Origin of the sequence: Duganella sp. Root1480D1 (assembly GCF_001427305.1) — a bacterium.
Classification (GTDB): domain Bacteria; phylum Pseudomonadota; class Gammaproteobacteria; order Burkholderiales; family Burkholderiaceae_D; genus Rugamonas.
This window is the reverse complement of sequence record NZ_LMFZ01000012.1, coordinates 263,405-279,838: the sequence shown is the minus strand read 5'-3', so window position 1 is coordinate 279,838 and position 16,434 is coordinate 263,405. Positions and strand designations below refer to the sequence as shown.

General features: G+C 61.2%; 16 protein-coding genes. 11 read left to right on the top strand and 5 right to left on the bottom strand.

Translation table 11 applies throughout. From position 1 onward, the window contains the following. Positions 1–16 precede the first annotated feature (16 nt). Together ASD58_RS13725 and ASD58_RS13720 are read left to right on the top strand one after the other, a co-directional pair. Positions 17–1,435, top strand: a complete 1,419-nt coding sequence (locus ASD58_RS13725) for a serine hydrolase (protein ID WP_057261722.1) — start codon at positions 17–19, stop codon at positions 1,433–1,435. Continuing rightward, on the top strand, positions 1,432–2,040 hold the full coding sequence (locus ASD58_RS13720; RefSeq protein WP_057261721.1) for a hypothetical protein: 609 nt from the start codon (positions 1,432–1,434) through the stop codon (positions 2,038–2,040). Before ASD58_RS13725 ends, ASD58_RS13720 begins: the two co-directional genes overlap by 4 nt. A gap of 12 nt (positions 2,041–2,052) precedes the next feature. Here ASD58_RS13720 and ASD58_RS13715 read toward each other — a convergent pair whose 3' ends face one another. The 3 genes from ASD58_RS13715 to ASD58_RS13705 form a co-directional block, all read right to left on the bottom strand. Then, on the bottom strand, positions 2,053–2,565 hold the full coding sequence (locus ASD58_RS13715; protein WP_057261720.1) for a DUF6622 family protein: 513 nt from the start codon (positions 2,563–2,565) through the stop codon (positions 2,053–2,055). 152 nt (positions 2,566–2,717) lie between these two features. Continuing rightward, the gene (locus ASD58_RS13710) at positions 2,718–3,869 is read right to left on the bottom strand and encodes a polysaccharide deacetylase family protein (RefSeq protein ID WP_057261719.1); all 1,152 of its coding nucleotides are present in this window, start codon (positions 3,867–3,869) and stop codon (positions 2,718–2,720) included. Then, complete coding sequence (locus ASD58_RS13705; protein ID WP_057261718.1) at positions 3,869–5,059, bottom strand: tetratricopeptide repeat protein; 1,191 nt, start codon at positions 5,057–5,059, stop codon at positions 3,869–3,871. Before ASD58_RS13705 ends, ASD58_RS13710 begins: the two co-directional genes overlap by 1 nt. A 167-nt stretch (positions 5,060–5,226) precedes the next feature. Here ASD58_RS13705 and typA point away from each other — a divergent pair, with 167 nt between their 5' ends. The 9 genes from typA to ASD58_RS13660 all read left to right on the top strand — a co-directional run bounded on the left by typA (position 5,227) and on the right by ASD58_RS13660 (position 14,991). Continuing rightward, positions 5,227–7,062, top strand: coding sequence for a translational GTPase TypA (gene typA / locus ASD58_RS13700; RefSeq protein ID WP_057261717.1), 1,836 nt, complete (start codon positions 5,227–5,229; stop codon positions 7,060–7,062). Between the two features lie 49 nt (positions 7,063–7,111). Beyond that, a complete protein-coding gene (locus tag ASD58_RS13695) occupies positions 7,112–7,729 on the top strand; it encodes a DUF1080 domain-containing protein (protein ID WP_057261716.1) in 618 nt (205 codons plus the stop codon). A gap of 66 nt (positions 7,730–7,795) precedes the next feature. Next, positions 7,796–9,940 (top strand): DUF3141 domain-containing protein, encoded by a 2,145-nt coding sequence (locus tag ASD58_RS13690; protein WP_057261715.1) that lies wholly within the window; start codon positions 7,796–7,798, stop codon positions 9,938–9,940. Between the two features lie 168 nt (positions 9,941–10,108). After that, positions 10,109–11,104 carry a tRNA dihydrouridine(20/20a) synthase DusA gene (dusA, locus tag ASD58_RS13685; protein WP_057261714.1) on the top strand — a complete coding sequence of 332 codons (996 nt, stop codon included), beginning with the start codon at positions 10,109–10,111 and terminating at the stop codon, positions 11,102–11,104. A 336-nt stretch (positions 11,105–11,440) separates the two neighbouring features. Then, complete coding sequence (locus tag ASD58_RS13680) at positions 11,441–13,171, top strand: methyl-accepting chemotaxis protein (RefSeq protein ID WP_200951605.1); 1,731 nt, start codon at positions 11,441–11,443, stop codon at positions 13,169–13,171. Between the two features lie 49 nt (positions 13,172–13,220). Beyond that, positions 13,221–13,553, top strand: a complete 333-nt coding sequence (locus tag ASD58_RS13675) for an energy transducer TonB (protein ID WP_057261712.1) — start codon at positions 13,221–13,223, stop codon at positions 13,551–13,553. 33 nt (positions 13,554–13,586) lie between these two features. Continuing rightward, positions 13,587–13,922 carry an energy transducer TonB gene (locus tag ASD58_RS13670; protein ID WP_057261711.1) on the top strand — a complete coding sequence of 112 codons (336 nt, stop codon included), beginning with the start codon at positions 13,587–13,589 and terminating at the stop codon, positions 13,920–13,922. An 80-nt stretch (positions 13,923–14,002) separates the two neighbouring features. Then, positions 14,003–14,566 (top strand): hypothetical protein, encoded by a 564-nt coding sequence (locus tag ASD58_RS13665; RefSeq protein ID WP_156401277.1) that lies wholly within the window; start codon positions 14,003–14,005, stop codon positions 14,564–14,566. Between the two features lie 80 nt (positions 14,567–14,646). Beyond that, entirely contained in the window at positions 14,647–14,991 is a 345-nt protein-coding gene (locus tag ASD58_RS13660; RefSeq protein ID WP_057261709.1) for a hypothetical protein, read from the top strand. Between the two features lie 214 nt (positions 14,992–15,205). Here the strand turns inward: ASD58_RS13660 and ASD58_RS13655 are convergent, their stop codons facing one another. Both ASD58_RS13655 and ASD58_RS13650 read right to left on the bottom strand, forming a co-directional pair. Beyond that, entirely contained in the window at positions 15,206–15,646 is a 441-nt protein-coding gene (locus ASD58_RS13655) for a hypothetical protein (RefSeq protein WP_057261708.1), read from the bottom strand. Between the two features lie 79 nt (positions 15,647–15,725). Then, the gene (locus tag ASD58_RS13650; RefSeq protein WP_057261707.1) at positions 15,726–16,430 is read right to left on the bottom strand and encodes an NIPSNAP family protein; all 705 of its coding nucleotides are present in this window, start codon (positions 16,428–16,430) and stop codon (positions 15,726–15,728) included. Positions 16,431–16,434: the final 4 nt, after the last annotated feature.

Below are 16,434 nucleotides of genomic sequence, written 5' to 3'. Positions count from 1 at the left end.
AAAACCTGGAGACTCCATGGCCCTTGCCAGCAACGGCATCCTGCCCCTGATCCTCACGTTCTGCTGCGCACCGGCCATGGCGCAGCTGGCGCCGGAAACGGCGCTGCAAGTCGATGCCATCGTCAACAAGGTGCTGGCGGAAACTGGTGAAGCCAGCCTGTCCATCGCCATTGTCAAGGACGGCAAACTGGCCTATGCGCAGGCTTACGGTGCGGCGCGACTTGAGCCGCGCGTTGCCGCCACGCCGGACATGCGCTACAAGATCGGTTCCAACAGCAAGCAATTCCTTGCCGTCGCCGCGCTCAAGCTGGCCGAGGAAGGCAAGCTGTCGCTGGACGACAAGGTGGCGCGCTTCTTCCCGCAACTGACGCAGGCGAACCACATCACGCTGCGCCAGCTCCTTTCGCATACTGCTGGCTACAGCGACTATTACGCGATCGACTACGTATCGCCTGCCTTGGCCCGCGCCACCACACCGGGCGCCATCATGGCTCAATGGGGCCGCCAGCCACTGGACTTTGCGCCCGGCCAGCGCTGGGAATACAGCAATACGAACTACGTGATTGCGGGCCGCATGCTGGAGAAAGCGTCCGGGCAGCCGCTGGAAGCGCTGATCCGCAGCCGTATCACGGACAAGGTGGGCATGCGCTCGGCGATCGACCTGAACACCACCGCGTGGGGCGAGGGTGAAGTATGCGGCTACGGCCGTCATGCGCTGGGACCGCTGCGGCCAGCGCAACCGGAAGGCCGCAACTGGGTGTGGGCCGCCGGGCAACTGGCGATGTCGGCCAGCGACCTGGCGCGCTGGGACATCGCCCTGATGAATGGCGCATTGCTCAAGCCTGCGTCACGCGCAGCGCTGGTGACGGAAGCTCGCCTGTCCAATGGCCAGGGTACCGGCTACGCGTTGGGCCTTCAGGTCGACCGCACCCCAGATGGGCGCGAACGCTGGCAACACAGCGGCGGCATGTCTGGCTTCATTTCGCAAAACGCCATGTATCCGGCGGATGGCATGGCGCTCGTGGTGCTTAGCAATGGCCCCGGCCCGGCGACCGCTGCGGCGAAGACGCAGCTGGAAAAGCTGATGCTGGAGTTGCCCAAGCCTCCTATTGCGCCGGCCACGCAGGATGCTGCAGCTGACGCCAGCCTGGCCCGGGTGCGCACGCTGTTCACCCAGCTTCAAGCCGGCCATCCGGACCGCAGCCTGATGACGGCCGATTTGCAGGCTTATTTCACGGAGGCTGTCGTGGCAGATTTCGCGGCCTCGCTGGCGCCACTGGGCGATGTTTCCGACATCCAGGCTGGCTCCACAGAAGAACGTGGCGGCATGGTCTACCGCGGCTACCGTGTCGCAGCAGCGGGCCGCAAGCTGAGAATCTCCGCCTATTTCACCAAGGACGGGCTGTTCGACCAGTATCTCGTGTTTGCCCGTTGAGCGGATACGTCTACTTTGAGCTCGGCGCACCCGACGGTCTCCGCTCCAGGTTTCTCGAAGATGCGCCCGAATTCGAGCGCTGGCTTTGCGAACTGGCCGCGGAATTTCCGCGTCAGTATCCACGCGCGAAATTGACCAAGCTCGCGGACATTGCGATGCGAGGCGCGGTTGCGTTGAAGACCATCGATCCGGAGGAGGCGCAACTGATTGACCACCTCACGCACGATTACTGGACCTTCTGCACCATGACCGGTATCCATGGCGACAAGGACGTCACGCCTTCCGTCCACCAATGGCAGCGGTATGCCACGGAGCTCACCCAGGTGCTGCCGACCGCAAGCGACGAAATGTGCCGCTACTATCGCAGGCTGTTCGCCGGCGATTCCCTGGCGGAGTGCTGCGGTCACGCATATCGTTCAATAGACGGTGTTTTCCGCTGGTCCTGGCTGTTGCCTCACGAGGTTGCGGATTTTTGCGGCAAACTGCTGGACTATGCGGACCTTCTCAATCATGAGGACGACGGCCTGGCAGGGGTATCCTGGATTCTCGCAGCACTCCAGTCGGCAAAAAAAGAGGGAAGCAGCCTGCTCATTTCCGTTGCCTGACTGGCGCACGGCTTACACCGGCGCCCTGGCGCCGGCGGGTGTGGCGCGCAGTGCCGCTGCTACGCGCAATGGGCGGGCCATGAAGACGCCGGAGAGTGCACCGAACAAGGCGCCGGCAGGCAGCGCAAAGGCCAGGCTGGCGCGCAGCCCAGGTTGCGTAGCCAATGCCACGGCCATCGCAAACTTCCCAACGAAAATCGTCATCATCAGCGCCATTGGCAGCCAGCTGCCGCGCAGCTGGACCTTGCCGGCAGCCCGGTCAAGCACGAAGGTTGTACCGGCGCGCTGCCACATCATCGCCACGCCGACGGCCAAGCCGGTCAGCCACGCGGCTCCCGCCGGCGATTCGAGGCCAAAGCCGTTGGCCGTACTTTGCAGGCCCAGGACCAGCATAACCACCGGCAGGATGAAGACCGAACGCACGGTCAGGCTGCGGTCACGCGAGGCGGCCACGCCGCGATACACCAGGACGCCCAGGATGACCCAGACGTAGGCCGGAGTGTGGCTGACGATTTGTTGCAGCATATTGAGTTCCTCGCAAAGTGGGTTTCGATGGACACACTTTGCGCCTGCATCAGCTGCGCGGCGACCACTTTGCGACGAAACCAGTGCGGGCAGGCGCGAATCCAGCCCGAGCCGGATCGAAGACCCAAGGCAGCTGGTGCCGCCCCGGTACCTCAGGACTTGCTTATTGGCTGCTGGCAGTCACGCCAGCTTACTGCGTTGCCCAGTTCGTCGAAGATGACGGGCAGCGCCGACTTCGCCTTGCCATGCACATCATGGAACAACAGCACGCCGTGCCGCTTGATCAGCATCAGCGCGATCATGCGGTTGCTGACGTCGTCCGCGGTGACCTGGCTGCTCCAGTCCTGCGAGTCCAGGTTCCACAGCGCGACCTGCAGGCCTTGCTGCTGGAAGAACGATGCACTATCTGCCGGCCGCTGGCCATACGGCGGGCGGAAGTAGGGCAGCACGTCGCCTTTGGCGAACGTCGAATTCAACAGCCCGTGGGTGCGGGTGATCGAATCCTGCCACTGTTCCCATTTGGCGTGCGACTGGTGCTGCCAGCCGTGCGAAGCCATGCACTGGTTTTTGTACGAAGCCGCGACCTTGGCAGCACCGGCCTTGTTGACGCGGTTCTGCAGATTCTCGCCCAGCATGAAGAACACACCGGTCTTTTTGGCGTTCGCCAGCATGGCCAGTGTGTCATCGGTATTCGCGCCTGGCGAAGGCCCGTCGTCGAAGGTCAGCAGGAACTGGCGATCTTCCAGCGTGTCGCCATTCCATTCGTGCGGGCCGAAGCGGTCGATCTCGCTGCTGATCTTGGGGAACAGCGCCGCCAGGCGTAATTGCTCGGCGAGGTAGGCGCGGGTGAAGGCGGACAGGTTGGCGTGCCACGCCTGCTGCCCGGCCGGTACCGACTTCTGCCAGCTATCGGCCTGGCGCAGCAGGGCGTCCACATTGTCGACGGGCGCCACGCAAGTCCAATCGCCGCCAGCGCAGTCACGCGCCGCACGCTGGTAGTTGGCCAGCGACAGCGCCATTTCAGACTTCAGCCATTTGTCGACCGAAGCGCGGTTCAGGCTCTTGATCTTGAACGAGACCATCATGTCCGCATCGGCCATCTTGTGCATTTCCTGCAGTGCCGAAGCATAGGTCAGGATCGACGCACGCGAAGCCTTGTCGAAGCCATTGCGGCTATTCAGGGTCTCCGTCCACAGGCGGCGGTCGGCCTTGGCCACCGCCGCCGGGCCAACGGCGGAGGCGGGCATGGCAACCGCAGCCAGCGCGGCGGCCATGCACAGCGAGGGCAGCGCTGGCCAGCGCATTATTTGGCCCCGTTCTGCTGCATGCGCGCGATGGCCTTGTCGTAGGTCGGGTTGCTCTTCTCGGCCTGCGCGGCGCGATACTCGCGCAGTGCGTCATCCCACTGCGAAGCCGCTTCGTAGATCTTGCCGTTGTTGTAGTGCGAGCTGGCGCGCACAGTGGCGGCGGTCGATCCGCTGGCCAGTGCGATGGCCTTGCGGTTGGCCCACATTGCTTCCGCAGTACGGTTGGCCTTCTGGAACGCCAGGCCCAGGTTGCTGTATGCCTGGCCGTAGTTGCCGTTCAATTCAATCGCTTCCTGGTACAGGCGGATCGCTTCATCCAGGTTGCCGGCGTGGTAGGCAGCTTCGCCCTGGCTGTTCAGGCGCTTGGCGCTATCCTGGCTGCTCGCGCTGTAATTGACGGCTTGCAGGTCGGCTGCACGGCCGACGCCCGCAAACTCGGAGGTTTGCAGGCGGTCATGGCTGGTCACGCCTTTCAGGGTGTTGAAGTCCTGGAACTCGCCATCTTCGGTGACGGCGAACACGGTCCACAGGTTGCCGCTGCCGGTGGTCGGCACATAGTAGGTGCGGATCAGGGTCTGGCCGACGTAGACGAAGACCTTGGCGCCGCTATTGGCCAGGTTACGGGTGTTCGGGTTGGAGCCGTCGGTGAAATCGTGCACCGCATAGACATAACGCTGGCCGACGTGCTTGCGGTCGATGGTGATGGTCTCTGGGCCGAAACCATTGGTGTCGTCCACATCCAGCTTGGCATCGGCGCCGCGCATCTGCATGAAGTAGACATGGTTGTCCGGGTAGACGACGTGGGAATCCAGGTCGGCCGGGTTGGCGCCCCAGTTCAACACGATACGCATGCCATCCAGGTTATTCATGACCGGGCTGATGGCGTAGGTCGAACCGTTGCATGGGCATTTGACCACCAGGTTGGAGTAACCTGGCTTTTTGACGATCATCAGCGTTGCGGCATCGTCGGCGAAAGTAGGCGACAGCTTGACCTGGCCTTGTGCGTCAGTGTTCGCGCTGACCGATTGTTCGCCGTTCTTTTGCAGCGTGACGGTGGCGCCGTCGATTTTCTTGTCCTTGACCGTGGCGCTCAGGATCTGCACGCCGACCGGTGCGGCAGCGGCGGCGCCAGCCACCAGCAGGGACAGGGCAGCCGTCAAAACGGTGTTCGTCAAACGCAATTTCATGTAGTGCTCTCCAGGCAGTTCATAGGGCTCAAATAAGCGTGATTGCTTATTTTCTAATAATACCCTACGGAAATCAAAGATGGGGAGCTTCTAGCTTGCGGCGCAGCATGCTATACTAGTGGGTTCAGTGCTCCCGCACTTGCAGAATTCCTGTCCACACACAAATCATGTCTAATACTAAACGCGCAATTCGCAACATCGCCATCATCGCCCACGTTGACCATGGCAAGACCACCCTGGTGGACCAGCTGCTGAGGCAGTCCGGTACCTTCCGTGAGAACCAGCAGGTTGATACCCGCGTCATGGACTCCAACGACCTGGAGAAAGAACGCGGCATTACCATTCTGTCGAAGAACTGCGCCGTTGAGTATGAAGGCACCCACATCAACATCGTCGACACCCCTGGCCACGCCGACTTCGGCGGCGAAGTGGAGCGCGTGCTGTCGATGGTCGACTCCGTGCTGCTGCTGATCGATGCGCAGGAAGGCCCGATGCCGCAGACGCGCTTCGTGACCCGCAAGGCACTGGCCCTGGGCCTGAAGCCGATCGTGGTGGTGAACAAGATCGACCGTCCGGGCGCCCGCGCTGACTGGGCGATCAACCAGACTTTCGAGCTGTTCGACAAGCTGGGCGCAACCGATGAACAGCTGGACTTCCCGATCGTGTACGCCTCGGGCCTGAACGGCTACGCCGGCCTGGACGAATCCGTGCGCGATGGCGACATGAAGCCGCTGTTTGAAGCCATCCTGAAGTACGTGCCGGTGCGCGACGACAATCCGGACGGCCCGCTGCAGATGCAAATCACCTCGCTGGACTACTCGTCCTACGTCGGCAAGATCGGTATCGGCCGCGTGTCCCGTGGCCGCGTGAAGACCGGCCAGGACGTAGTGGTCCTGAACGGTCCTGATTCGACCCCGATCAAGGGCCGCATCAACCAGGTGCTGAACTTCAAGGGCCTGGAGCGCGTGCTGGTGGACGAAGCGGTTGCAGGCGACATTATCCTGATCAACGGTATCGAAGAAATCGGCATCGGCTCCACCGTGTGCGCACCGGATACCCCGGACGCGCTGCCAATGCTGACCGTCGACGAACCTACCCTGACCATGAACTTCATGGTCAACAACTCGCCACTGGCCGGCCGCGAAGGTAAATTCGTAACCTCGCGCCAGCTGCGCGACCGCCTGGACAAAGAACTGAAGGCCAACGTTGCACTGCGCGTTGCACCGACCGACGACGATACCGTCTTCGAAGTATCGGGCCGCGGCGAACTGCACCTGACCATCCTGATCGAAAACATGCGCCGCGAAGGCTTCGAGATGGCTGTGTCGCGTCCGCGCGTAGTGTTCAAGATGGTGGATGGCGTGCGCCATGAGCCGTATGAAAACCTGTCGGTTGACGTGGAAGAAGCCAACCAGGGTGGCGTGATGGAAGAACTGGGCCGTCGTCGTGGCGACCTGCAGAACATGGAATCGGACGGCAAGGGCCGTGTGCGCCTGGAGTACCGCATTCCTGCGCGTGGCCTGATCGGCTTCCAGGGCGAATTCATGACCCTGACCCGTGGTACCGGCCTGATGTCGCACGTGTTCGACGCCTACGCTCCGGTTGACAGCTCGAAAGGCGAACTGGGTGGCCGTCGCAACGGCGTGCTGATCTCGCAGGACGACGGCGCGGCCGTGGCCTACGCGATCTGGAAGCTGCAGGATCGCGGCCGCATGTTCGTGGTCCACAACGACCCAGTGTACGAAGGCATGATCATCGGCATCCACTCGCGCGACAACGACCTGGTGGTCAACCCGATCAAGGGCAAGCAGCTGACCAACGTGCGTTCGTCCGGTACCGACGAAGCAGTGCGCCTGGTGCCGCCAATCCAGATGTCGCTGGAATACGCAGTGGAATTCATCGATGACGACGAGCTGGTGGAAGTCACGCCGAAATCGATTCGCCTGCGTAAGCGCTACCTGAAAGAGCACGAGCGCAAGCGTGCCAACAAAGAAAACGCGTAATGCATGAAGAACCCGCCGTGAGGCGGGTTTTTTTTTGTTCGGAGACCAGATGATCAAGCAAATCCTCTTCACCGCGGCATGGTTCGCGGCAACCGGCAGTGCAGCGGCGGGCGACATGTTCAGCGACTTGCGTGGCTGGGAGCTGCGCACGGAACCTGCGGCGGACCTTGCTAGCGCTATCGGCGTGCATGCCGGCGGTGTGGTAGCGGTGAGCGGCTCGCCCTCGGGCTTTTTTGCCACGACTGCCAGTTACCGCAACTACCGCTTGCATGTGGAGTGGCGCTGGCCGGCCAAGGTGGGAAATGCGGGCGTGCTGCTGAATATCAGCGACGGGCCGATGGACCGTGTCTGGCCTTTGAGTGTGCAGGTGCAGACCAAGTCCGGCAACGCGGGTGACTTGCTGCCGATGGCGGGAGCGAAGTTTGCCGAGCCGTTGACCGGCGACAAGCCTGCCGTGAAGGCGCGCATGGCGGCCAGTTCCGAGCGGCCGGCGGGCGAGTGGAATAGTGCGGATATCGTGTCGCGCGATGGCGTGATCGAGGTGATGGTGAACGGCGTCCCGCAAAACCGGGTGACCGGCGCAACGCCGCGTGAAGGGCGGATCGGCTTCCAGCTGGAAGGCACGCCTTACGAATTGCGCCATGTGGAATTGACGCCGCTGGAGTGACTCACACCGGTCACATGGGCGTGGTAACCTGTATGTCCCAAGCCGGAATCGACGAGGAGAACCCGCATGGCCGAACCTAGCAACCTGGCCGCACAGGCCGTGGAATATTGGACTGACGCCTGGCAGCGCTCGATCCTGTTCATGGACGTCCTGTATCGCCGCGGCACCGAGCGCAATGCGCGTGAGCGCGAAACCGCGCCCCATGTGCTCAATTTCGAATTCGAGACCGTGATTGATGGCCGCACGCTTTCGCGGCCGGTGAATTATTCACTGATGCGCATTATCCCGCCCGAGGGCGTGGTGATCGACGACACCAAGCGTCCTTTTATCGTGGTTGACCCGCGCGCCGGCCATGGCCCGGGGATTGGCGGCATGAAGCAGGACAGCGAAATCGGCGTGGTCCTGAAAGCCGGCAATCCCTGCTACTTCATCGGCTTCCTGCCGGCGCCAGTGCCAGGCCAGACGATTGAAGATGTCTGCCATGCGGAAGCGCAGTTCATCGAGCAGGTGGCTTACCTGCACCCGCAGGCGGAAGGCAAGCCGGCGCTGATCGGCAATTGCCAGGCGGGCTGGCAGATCATGATGACGGCCGCGCTGCACCCGGAGCTGGCAGGCCCGCTGGTGCTGGCCGGAGCGCCGCTGTCGTATTGGGCCGGCGTGCGCGGCAAGAATCCCTTGCGCTACCTGGGCGGCCTGACTGGCGGCACATGGATGACGTCCCTGGTGGGCGACCTTGGCAACGGCAAGTTCGACGGCGCCCACCTGGTCAGCAACTTCGAGAACATGAATCCTTCCAACACCTATTGGAAGAAGGGCTACCACGTATATGCCAACGTCGACACCGAGGAAAAGCGCTTCCTCGAATTCGAGCGCTGGTGGGGTAATCCGGTGCTGCTGAACGCCGAGGAAATCCAGTTCATCACCGACAACCTGTTTGTCGGCAATCGCCTGAGCAACGGCACCATCCACGACACGGCCGGGCGCCGCATCGACTTGCGCAATATCCGCTCGCCGATCGTGGTGTTCTGCTCCTGGGGCGACGACATCACGCCGCCGCAGCAGGCGCTGGGCTGGCTGCTGGACTTGTACGAGGACGATGCGGCGCTGGTGGCAGGCGGGCAAACGGTGGTGTACACGCTGCATGAATCGATCGGGCACCTGGGCATCTTCGTATCGGCCTCGGTCGCCAACAAGGAGCATGACGAATTCACCCGCTCGATGGACCTGATCGACGTGCTGCCGCCTGGCCTGTATGAAGCCGTGTTTATCGACAAGGCAGGCGAGGGCGTGCACAGCCCCGAGCTGGCGGACGGGAATTACGTGGTGCGCTTCGAACGGCGCGACCTGAACGAACTGCGCGCCCTTGGCGGCAATGACGATGAGGATGAGCGCCGCTTCGCCACGGTGGCGCGGCTGTCGGAGATCAACCAGGGGCTGTATCGCACCTTCGTCAGCCCGTTCGTGCAGGCCGCCACCAATGAGCAATCGGCGGAGTGGATGCGGCGCATGCATCCCTACCGCATGCGCTATGAACTGTTCTCAGACATGAATCCCTTCCTGAATGGGATCAGCGCGTTGGCCGAGCAGGTGCGCGGGCAGCGCAAGCCGGTTGCGACGGATAACTTCTTCCTGAAGATGCAGGAGGCGGCATCGGAGCAGATTGTGGCTGCGCTGGACCAATACCAGGTGATGCGTGACCAGGCAGTGGAGCAGTTCTTCCTGTCGGCCTATGGGCAGCCCTTGTTGCAAACACTGGTCGGCCTGCGCGCAGATTCAGCCAATATCCGCCGGCGCATCGGGCGCGATATAGCGCGCGAATCGGTGGTGGCGGCGCGCCGCACCGAAGCGGCCAAGCGGCTGGCCAGTGGCGGCGAGCGCGAGGCGGTGGTGCGCTCGATCCTGTATATCGCCCGCAGCCCGGAAGTGCGCGTGGCCGACGAGCGTGCATTTGGCGTCCTGCGCGAATTGCGCGCGCTGCTGCCGGCCAAGGAGCGCGTATCGCTGGCGCGTTTCAAGGAAGTGGTGCAGGAGCAGAACATGATCCTGCAACTGGATGAAGAGCGCGCCATGGCTGCGCTGCCCAAGCTCTTGGGCGATGCCGACCGCAAGCGCGCACTGGAAGGCATCCGCCAGATCATGACCGCCTCCGGCACCCTGACAGGGGAAGCGGCCCGCCGCCTGTCCCGCGTCGAAGAACTGTTCAACGGCTGACCTCGTGTCACACCATGGGGTCACACCCCAATGGTGACACGGGCCCAACCGTATAACGGTAGAGGCCGTGTCACACTTGGGGTGTGACCCCAAGGTGTGACACGGGCTCAGCCCACGGATTGGCGGGTGCCTGTATAATGTGCAGCCCCTTTTGTTGACCTTTGCATTATGACCACCTCGATCGTCCCCAAGCCTTCCCGCCGCCTGTCCGTGGCGCCGATGATGGATTGGACCGACCGCCATTGCCGCCATTTCCATCGCCTGATCTCGCAGTACACCTGGCTGTACACGGAGATGGTGACCACGGGTGCGCTGGTGTACGGCGATGTGGAGCGCCACTTGCGCTTCAACGACGAGGAACATCCGGTGGCGCTGCAGCTTGGCGGCTCCGATCCGAAGGATCTTGCCATTTCCGCCAAACTGGGCGAGAAGTGGGGCTATGATGAGATCAACCTGAATTGCGGTTGCCCGTCGCCGCGGGTGCAGAAGGGCGCTTTCGGCGCCTGCCTGATGAACGAGCCGGAGCTGGTGCGCGATTGCGTGAAGGCGATGAAGGATGCGGTCGAGATCGAAGTCACTGTCAAGCACCGTATCGGCATCGACCATGAGGAAAGCTACGATTTCGTGCGCGATTTCGTCGGCACCGTGGCCGAAGCCGGTTGCACCACCTTCGTGGTGCATGCCCGTAACGCTATCCTGAAGGGCCTGTCGCCGAAGGAGAACCGTGAAGTCCCGCCGCTGAAGTACGAGTACGCCTACCAGCTGAAAAAGGACTTCCCGCAGTTCGAGATCCTGATCAACGGCGGCATCAAGACCCTGGAAGAGATCGACACCCACCTGCAGCATGTGGACGGCGTCATGCTGGGCCGCGAGGCTTACCACAACCCTTACCTAATGGCCGCCTTCGATCAGCGCTACTATGGCGCGCCCGGAGAGCCGCGCAGCCGCGAGCAGGTGCTGGAGGCGATGATGCCTTACATCGAAGAGCAGCTGGCGAAAGAGGGCGGCAAGGGCTTGAAAATCAACACCATCACCCGTCATATGCTAGGCCTGGCACAAGGCTTGAAGGGCGCGCGCCAGTTCCGCCAGACCCTGTCCGACGCCAAAAAACTGGCTGCCGGCGATCCACGCATCTTGCTCGAGGCTTACAGCCGAACCAAGTAAACGCAGGTAGTCCTGCGCATTCACTTCTGATCTGCGCTGCTGCTGAGCTATTTCTCCGTAGAAAGTTCAATTGCCCACACTTTAAGCAAAATTTGCTTGCCGTGTGGAAACCTCGGATCTATAATTTCCCTGATTCACGCTTGCACTTTACGGTTCCGACCGTGTTTTTGGGATGAAATACGACAGGTTTCATCCCGCGGCGATAGCGGTCTTTGCATTCGCAGTCATAGTTTGCTACTGTCGATACTTGCGTAGCAGCAAGGGTCAGTGGATGTGGTTAACATTTCGTCAAAGCATCCTTCAGGCAATCGAAAATCTTTCTAAATAAGAGCCGAAATGAATTTGAGTAAAATGAAAGTAGGGGCCCGTCTCGGTCTCGGTTTTGCACTGGTACTGGCGTTTCTCGTCATTATCACCATCGTCGGCATCTGGCGCATGGCTCAGATTCAGGACCGCCTGGATCACGTAGTGAGCGTGAATGCTGTCGCTACCCGCCTGGTGATCGACATGCGCAACAACGTCGAAAACGTCAGCGACCTGAAAATCCTGACCCTGATGTCCGAGCCGTCCGACATGGAGCCGGAACTGGCGCGCATCAACAAGGAACTGAAGGAGTACCAGGATGCCGACGCCAAGTTGAGCACCCTGTACTCCAAGGACGCCACCCCGGAAGAAAAAGCGCTGCTGTCCCAAGTGAAGGCGCAGGAATCCGTGGTGCTGCCGGCTGTGAAAAAGGCGTCCGAACTGTGGCTGGCCAACGATGCGCTGGCCGCAACCAAGATCTACCTGAAAGAAATCAAGCCTGCGCAGAAGAAGTGGATGGAAGCGCTGGGCCAACTGGCTTCGCTGGAAGACAAGATCAACGAAGAAATGAAGGTGGAAGCTGCCGACGGCTTCTCCTCCGCGCGCCTGTTCATGATCGTGGCTGGCCTGGCCGCCATGGTGGTGTCGATCTTCGCAGCCTGGGTGATTACCCGCGGCCTGCTGAAGCAACTTGGCGGCGAGCCTGACTACACTGCGTCGATCGCCGGCGCTATCGCCAACGGCGACCTGTCGGTGAGCATCAACACCTCGTCCACCGACAAGGATTCGCTGCTGGTCGAAATCAAGGAAATGCGTGACAGCCTGGTGGACATCGTTGGCCAGGTTCGCCAGGGTACCGAAACCATCGGCACCGCTTCGCGCGAAATCGCCGCCGGTAACATCGACCTGTCGTCGCGTACCGAAATGCAGGCTTCGAACCTGGAGAAGACCGCTTCCGCCATGGAAGAACTGACCTCCACCGTGAAGCAGAACGCCGACAATGCCCGCGAAGCCAACCAGCTCGCCGCATCGGCTTCCGACGTGGCGCTGAAGGGCGGCCAGGTCGTGTCGCAAGTAGTTGAGACCATGAGCTCGATCAATGCCTCCGCCAACAAGATCGTCGACATCATCGGCGTGATCGACGGCATCGCCTTCCAGACCAACATCCTGGCACTGAACGCCGCAGTTGAAGCAGCTCGTGCCGGTGAACAGGGCCGCGGCTTCGCCGTGGTGGCATCCGAAGTGCGTAACCTGGCCCAGCGTTCGGCTGGCGCTGCAAAGGAGATCAAGTCCCTGATCGGCGACTCCGTCGAGAAAGTGGAACGCGGTTCGAAACTGGTAGGCCAGGCTGGCGTGACCATGGATGAAGTGGTTGCTTCCGTGCGCCGCGTGACCGACATCATGAGCGAAATCGCCAGCGCCTCGCAGGAACAGAGTGCCGGCATCGAGCAGGTGAACCAGTCCATCATCGAGATGGATGCCATGACCCAGCAGAACGCTGCGCTGGTTGAAGAAGCTGCTGCCGCTGCGCAGTCGCTGCAAGACCAGGCTGGCGAGCTGTCGCGCGTGGTGTCGATCTTCAAGCTGGACGCCGAAACCGAATATGCGCTGACCGCCGCCAAGCCGGCCGTCACCCAGACCGCTGTTGCCGTAGTACCGAAGGCACCAGCGAAACGCGCGGCTGCTGCCAAGCCGGCCGCAGCACCGGCACCTAAGAAAGTGGTCGCCGCTACCGCCGGCAGCGACGAATGGGAAGAATTTTAATAATCGGGGACAGACCCGCAGTTTTTTATAAATTTAATTGGGATTTGAAATGAACAAGCGTCTGATTGGTTTTATCGCAGCATCCATCGTTTCCGTTTCCGCGTTCGCGGCTGAAACCCCGGCAGTATTCGACGCCAAGAACTGCAAGGCTGAATACCCGAAGGCTTCCCTGCTGAACGAAGAACAAGGCCAGGTCACCATGTCCTTCCTGGTCTCGGCTGCCGGCGAAGTGATGGATTCCAAAGTGGATAAATCCAGCGGCTTCAAAAACCTGGACAAGGCTGCAGTCAAGGCCATCAGCGCTTGCAAATTCAAGCCAGGCACCAAGGACGGCGCTGTAGCCCAGACCTGGACCAAGGTCGACTACGTCTGGTCCCTGTAATTCATTTCATTTCTCATTCAGTAGGGGAACATCATGATTACCAAGTTGAGTGTTATGGCTGTAGCGCTCGCAATGGGGGCATCGGCCTTCGCGGCCGAAGTACCAGCGTCGTTCGATGCCAAGAATTGCAAGGCTGAGTATCCAAAAGCGTCCCTGATGAATGAAGAGCAGGGCACCGTGAGCATGTCCTTCCTGGTTGCCGCCAACGGCGACGTCAAGGATTCCAAGCTGGACAAGTCGTCAGGCTTCAAGAACCTGGACAAGGCGGCAATGAAGGCGCTGAGCGCCTGCAAGTTCAAGCCTGGCACCAAGGACGGCGCACCTGCCGAAACCTGGACCAAAGTGGACTACGCCTGGAAACTGGACTGATCCACTGTTCCTGTACAAGAAAACGGCCCCTCGCGGGCCGTTTTTTGTTAATCTGCGGGTATCACGTCTGGGTAGCCCGTATGAAATTTCTGTTTCTCATTCCACTAGCCGGCATTTTGCTATCCGGTTGCGCCATGTGGCGTAACCCGAATGACCCGGCGCGCAACAAGCAGTATGTGGTGGTCGTTAATTCCATGAGCTGGCCGAACGCGGCCAGCGGCAAGCAGGATGGCACCCGGACCGTCTGGCAGCTCCAGGAATTAAACAATAACGAGGAAATCTTCCCGCTGGCCCAGCTCAAGCATTGCCCGGACGCCTTGCCGTGCGCCTGGGGCGTGCTGCTCGCCTCGCGCAACGTCACGCGCTACACCTATGAGCAGGGCGGCGTCACGCTCGACCTGGGCCTGAATGTCGACGTGCACCGCCGCCAGCAGGACCGCCGCCGCAACTTCCATACCTCGATCGCGGTGCCGGCGGACGTGCCGGCCCTGAGCTACCAGCGCGTGCTGCAGGAGACGGTTTCCCTGCCTTACGGAAAGGTGTACCGTGTCGACATGGATTATGGGATCACTTACCAGCTATGCGCCCAGCGCGTTGATGCGGACGGAAAACCGGTCGACAAATGCGATATTCCGTATATTTGAGTTGCCTGGGTAAGCATTTGTAAAAGCTGCGCCATGCGCCCGATTTTTCCCTATAGTTGAATCCTGGGAAGGAGAATGCCATGAAAACCTTGATGATCTTGCCGGTACTGGCCTTGGGCCTGGCCGGTTGCGCCACCCAACAGCCGGTGCGCTATGCCTCCAGCAATCCATACGAATGGCGGACGGTGTCGGTGACGCCAGTGCCGAGCGGTACCGCTGCGCGCTCCGGTGCGCCGGTGACCTATTCGAGCGAGCCGGTGTATGTCGAACAGCAGCCGGTGTATGTGGCGCCTCAGCCGGTGTACGTGGCGCCTGCGCCCTATTATGCGCCGGCCCCGGTGTACGCTTATCCACCGGTGACAATCGGCTTTGATTTCCTGTTCTCCAGCCGTCACTACCACGGCCGCGGCGGCCGTCGCTGGTAATCAGTGGAAGAACAGGGGGATGTGCGTCAGCACGTCCGCCGAGCACAGCAGCCAGGTTGCAGAGGCCACCAGGCTGAGCAGCACAGCGCTGCTGGCAAATGGATGGTGGGACATGGGATGCTCCTGCCTAAGATCGTAATCTCATCTTAATCAAGAGCAAACAAAAAAGGCATCGGAGAGGCGCCGATGCCTTTGTAGGACTATTGCTCGTCCGCTATTTTTTACCCCACAGCACAACCGGTGCTTCCGGCGCGGTATCCAGGGCATTGGACAGGTTCAGCCAATCGTGCAGGCGGTCCGGTTCCTTCAGGGTGATGCCGGCGCCGTCGATGTAGCCAACCTGCTCCAGGAACTTGGCATCCATTTTGGCTTTGGACACGGTCGGGGCCACGGCGACCATGCGGTCATAGGCTTTGCGGGCCTTGTTTTCCCACTTGTGCAGGGAGGAATCGTCGAAGCGATTGGCCTCGAAGTAGACGGTCAGCGAACCATCCGGATTGCCGAAGCCGACAATGCCGGCCCCTTTGCGGATGGTGCTGGAGTTCGCCAGGTCGAATAGGTCGGTAGGGACGAACACAGCGGCGCGGCCACCAACGGTGGGCAGGCCCACCGGAGTGTCCTTGCTGTAAGTGGATAGTTCTTTCAACTCAGACATGACTTCTTTCGTCGGTGCAATGTTTTTCTGAGTCTTTATTTTATCCCCAAAACAAATACCGTAGCACAACGGATGTTGCTTAAATTTTTGTGTTGTATCGGAGGCGCGAACGATGTGTCGGGCGCAGCTGGATGCGTTCGGGCGGCTCGCGCAACAGCTCGAGCGCGGCGTCAGTGAGCACTTCCAGCGCCGGTGGCTGGCTGCCTGGCGCGGCGCTGCCCAGCCACACCAGGTGCGGGCCGTCGCCACGCACTGGCAATTGCGGGAAATTGTTGGGCATGTCGAGCGTGACAAGGGTGCCGGCGTCGCGCCAGCCGGCGTCGTTCCATGCGGCGAAGGCAGCCGCTGCCAGTTCGGCAAATCGTTCCAGCTGGCCGGGCTTGACGGTGCAGACGATGGCCACCACTTCGCCTTGCGCGCCATCCGTCTCCAGCACCGGATCGACGGCGGGCATGGCCGGCACGCCTGCGCCGGGCCGCAAAGGGCGCAGCAGCAGCACGTTGTCGCTGTCGGTCATCAGCCCGTTCAGCGTGGCCTTATGCTCCTTCCATACCGGGCCATAGTAAAAGGCGGCGTTGACCACGGCGCGCTGCTCCCAACTGGTGAAGCCACGCATCCAGAGGAAGCTGTTCGGATTGCCGCGCTCGGTGAACTGGCCGAGCGCCAGCGCGCCCAGTTGCTGGAAGGCTTCCGGGAACAGGGTTTCGAAATAGCGTGAAAACGCTGCCTGCCCGCCTTCTACAGTCGTGTAGCGGCGGAATTCAATGACTGGGTAGGTATCCATGCCG